1 protein-coding gene is annotated in these 3,686 nt (G+C 73.1%); it reads left to right on the forward strand.

From position 1 onward, the window contains the following. Window positions 1–3,686, forward strand: a 3,686-nt coding sequence (locus ACIQGQ_RS37145; protein WP_402405096.1) for an amino acid adenylation domain-containing protein, incomplete at both ends; no start/stop codon positions are given.

The following is a 3,686-nucleotide window of genomic DNA, read 5'->3' on the forward strand; positions in this document are numbered from 1 at the left end:
CCCCGAGTACATGGTGCCGACCGCGTTCGTGACACTCGACGCGCTGCCGCTCACCCCAAACGGCAAGCTCGACCGCAAAGCCCTGCCCGCCCCCGGGATCGGCGCTTCGGGCTTTTCGCGTGCACCGCGCACGTCCCGTGAGGAGCTCCTGTGCGCGCTCTTCGCCCAGGTGCTCGGCCTGGCCCGCGTCGGCATCGACGACAGCTTCTTCGACCTCGGCGGCGACAGCATCATCGCCATCCGGCTTGTCGGCCTTGCCCGCCGGGCGGGCCTGGGCCTCACCGTGCGCGAGGTGTTCGCCCACCGTACGGTGGGCGCGCTCGGCAAGCACATCGCCATGGCGGCTGCCGAACCCGAGGTCGCGCCGGCCTTGAAGGCGCCCCTCCCGGATGACGAACTCGAACGGCTGGCCGACGGGCTGCCCGGCGTGGTGGACGTACTGCCCCTGTCCCCACTCCAGGAGGGGCTGGTCTTCCACAGCGTCTTCGACGGGCACACGCCCGATGTCTATACCTTGCAGGTCACCGTCGAGTTCGAAGGCGTCCTCGACGCGCATGCACTGCGCGCCGCCGCGGCCGAACTCCTCGTCCGGCACCCGGCCCTGAGGTCCGCCTTCCCGCTGTCCGAAAGCGGGCGGCCGGTCCAGGCGGTGGCCGGGGCGGCGGAGCCGGTCTGGTCCGAGCGGGAGGCGTACGCGCCCTTGGACACCGAGGCGGCCGAGGGCGTGGCGGGTGAGAACCACGGGCTCGACGTGCTGCTCACCAACGAGCGGAACCGGAAGTTCGACCTGGAGCGTCCGGAGCTGATCCGCTTCCTGCTCGTCAGGACCGGGCCCGACCGGGCCTGCGTCACGGTGACCGCGCACCACGCTGTACTGGACGGCTGGTCGCTGCCGCTGGTGCTGCGCGAACTACTCACCCTCTACCGGGGTGGCGCCGTACTGCCGCCGGTGCGCCCCTACCGCGATCACCTGGCCTGGCTCGCCGGACGTGACTGGCAGGCTTCGGACGTGGCCTGGGCCGAGGCCCTCGATGGCCTCACGGAACCCTCCGTGCTCGTGGCCGCCGACCCGGGCCGGGTGCCGGTGGAGCCCGAGCGGGTGGAGTTCGGGCTCTGCGCCGCTGACACCCGCGAACTCGGTGAGCGTGCCCGCACTCTGGGCGTCACCCTCAACACCGTGACCCAGGCCGCCTGGGGCATCGTCCTGTCCCGGCTGCTCGGCCGCACCGATGTGGTCTTCGGCGTGACGGTCTCGGGCCGCCCGCCGGAGCTCGACGGCGTCGAGGACATGGTCGGTCTGTTCATCAACACGCTGCCGCTGCGGCTCGCCCTGAACCCGCGCGAGACACTCGCCGACGTCCTCGGACGCCTGCAGGCCGAACAGACCCGGCTCCTCGACCACCAGCACCTGGGCCTCGCCCGCATCCAGCGCGCGGCGGGGCTCGGCGACCTCTTCGACACCTCGCTGGTGTACGAGAACTATCCGCTGGACAGCGCCGAGCTCCACGCCTTGGCCGACCAGGCAGGACTGCGGCTGGCCGACGCCCGCAGCCGTTCCGCCCTGCCCTACACCTACGGTCTCGTGGCGCTCCCCGGGGACGCACTGCGCTTCCGGCTCGACTTCCAGCCCGACCTCGTGGACCGCGCCGATGCCGAGGCCGTCGCCGCCCGTCTCGTACGCGTCCTGAAGGCGGTGCTCGCCGACCCCGCGCTGCCCGTGGGCCGGGTGGACGTACTCTCCGCCGCCGAGCGGGCGCAGGCGCTCACAGGCGGCCACGGCCCCGTGCGCGAGGTGGCGCCGGTGGCGCTGCCCCAGCTCTTCGAGGCGCAGGCCGTCCGCACGCCGGAGGCCCCGGCCGTGCACGACGGCGAGGTCACGCTCACCTACCGGGAGCTGAACACCTGCGCCAACCGCCTCGCCCGCCTGCTCGCCGAGCGCGGGGCAGGCCCCGAGCGCAGTGTCGCCGTGCTGCTGCCGCGCTCGGCCGAGCTGGTCGTGACGCTCCTCGCTGTCGCCAAGTCGGGCGCCGAGTACGTCCCCGTCGACCCCGGCTACCCCGCCGAGCGCATCCAGCGGACGCTGGCCGCCACCGACGCGGTGGCGGTCGTCGACCAGCACTGGCCGGGTCGGGCCGACCTGTCCGCGTACGCCGACGGCAATCTCCCGCCGGTGCTCCCCGGCACGCCCGCCTACACCATCTTCACCTCGGGCTCCACCGGCCTCCCCAAGGGCGTGGTCGTCGAGCATCGTTCCCTGAGTGACTACCTGGCCCGCGCCCGTGAGGTGTACGAGGACGCAACCGGCGTCTCGCTGCTGCACTCCTCGGTGTCCTTCGACCTCACCGTGACCGCCCTGTGGGCGCCGCTCGTGAGCGGCGGCGCCGTGCGCATCGGCGACCTCGACGAGGACGTCGCCGCCCGTGGCCCGCGCCCCACCTTGGTCAAAGTGACGCCATCGCACCTGGGCCTGCTCGAGGTCATGCCGGCCGGGGTCTCGCCCACCGGCACTCTTCTCGTCGCCGGCGAGGCGCTGCGCGGCGAGGTGCTGCGGCGCTGGCGCACCGCCCACCCGGACGTACGGATCGTCAACGCCTACGGCCCCACCGAGACCACGGTGACCGCCGCCGAGCACCACGTGGCGCCCGGTACGCCGATCGCCGACGGGCCCGTGCCGATCGGCCGGCCCTTCTGGAACACCCGTACGTATGTGCTCGACGCGGGTCTGCAGCCGGTACCCGCCGGCGCCCCGGGCGAGCTGTACATCGCCGGGGCGCCCCTGGCGCGCGGCTACCTGGACCGACCGGGGCAGACAGCCGAGCGTTTCGTGGCCGACCCCTACGGTCCGCCGGGTACTCGGATGTACCGCACCGGAGATCTCGTCCGCCGCGCGGCCGACGACACCCTGGAGTACCTGGGGCGTATCGACCAGCAGGTGAAGGTGCGCGGCTTCCGCATCGAACTCGGCGAGATCGAGGCCGCGCTGCTCTCCGGCCCCGAAACGGTCCGCGCTGCCGTGCTGGTCCGTGAGGACCGTCCCGGCGACCGGCGCCTGGTCGGCTACGTGGTCCCCGCCGACGGAATGAGACCGCGCCCCGACGAGCTGCGGGCCACGGCGGCCCGGTTGCTGCCCGAGTACATGGTCCCGGCCGCCGTCGTCGTCCTCGACGCGCTGCCGCTCACTCCGAACGGCAAGCTCGACCGGGCGGCCCTGCCTGCCCCCGACTTCTCCGCCACTGCCTCCCGCGCTCCCGCCACCGCGCTCGAGGCGCTGCTGTGCGGCCTGATCGCCGAGGTGCTCGACCTGGAGCAGATCGGCGTCGACGACAGCTTCTTCGATCTGGGCGGCGACAGCATCATGTCGATCCAGGTGGTGAGCGCGGCCCGGCGGGCGGGCTGGCAGATCACGCCCCGGGACGTCTTCGAGTGCAAGACGGCGGCCCGCCTCGCAGAGGTGGCTGTGCTGTCCGCGGCGGACCCTCGGCCCGAGGCCCCCTGCGACGCCACCGGCGCCGTGCCGCTCACTCCGATCATGCGCGAACTCGCCCTGCGCCAGGTTCCCTTCGCGCAGTACAGCCAGTCGACATCGATCCGGGTCCCCGCGTTGGTGACGTACGAGAGCCTGACCGGCGCGTTGCAAGCGGTCCTGGACCGCCACGACGCCCTGCGGATGCGCGTCACCGGTGATG

Source organism: Streptomyces sp. NPDC092952 (assembly GCF_044754785.1).
In the GTDB taxonomy this organism is placed as follows: Bacteria; Actinomycetota; Actinomycetes; order Streptomycetales; family Streptomycetaceae; genus Streptomyces.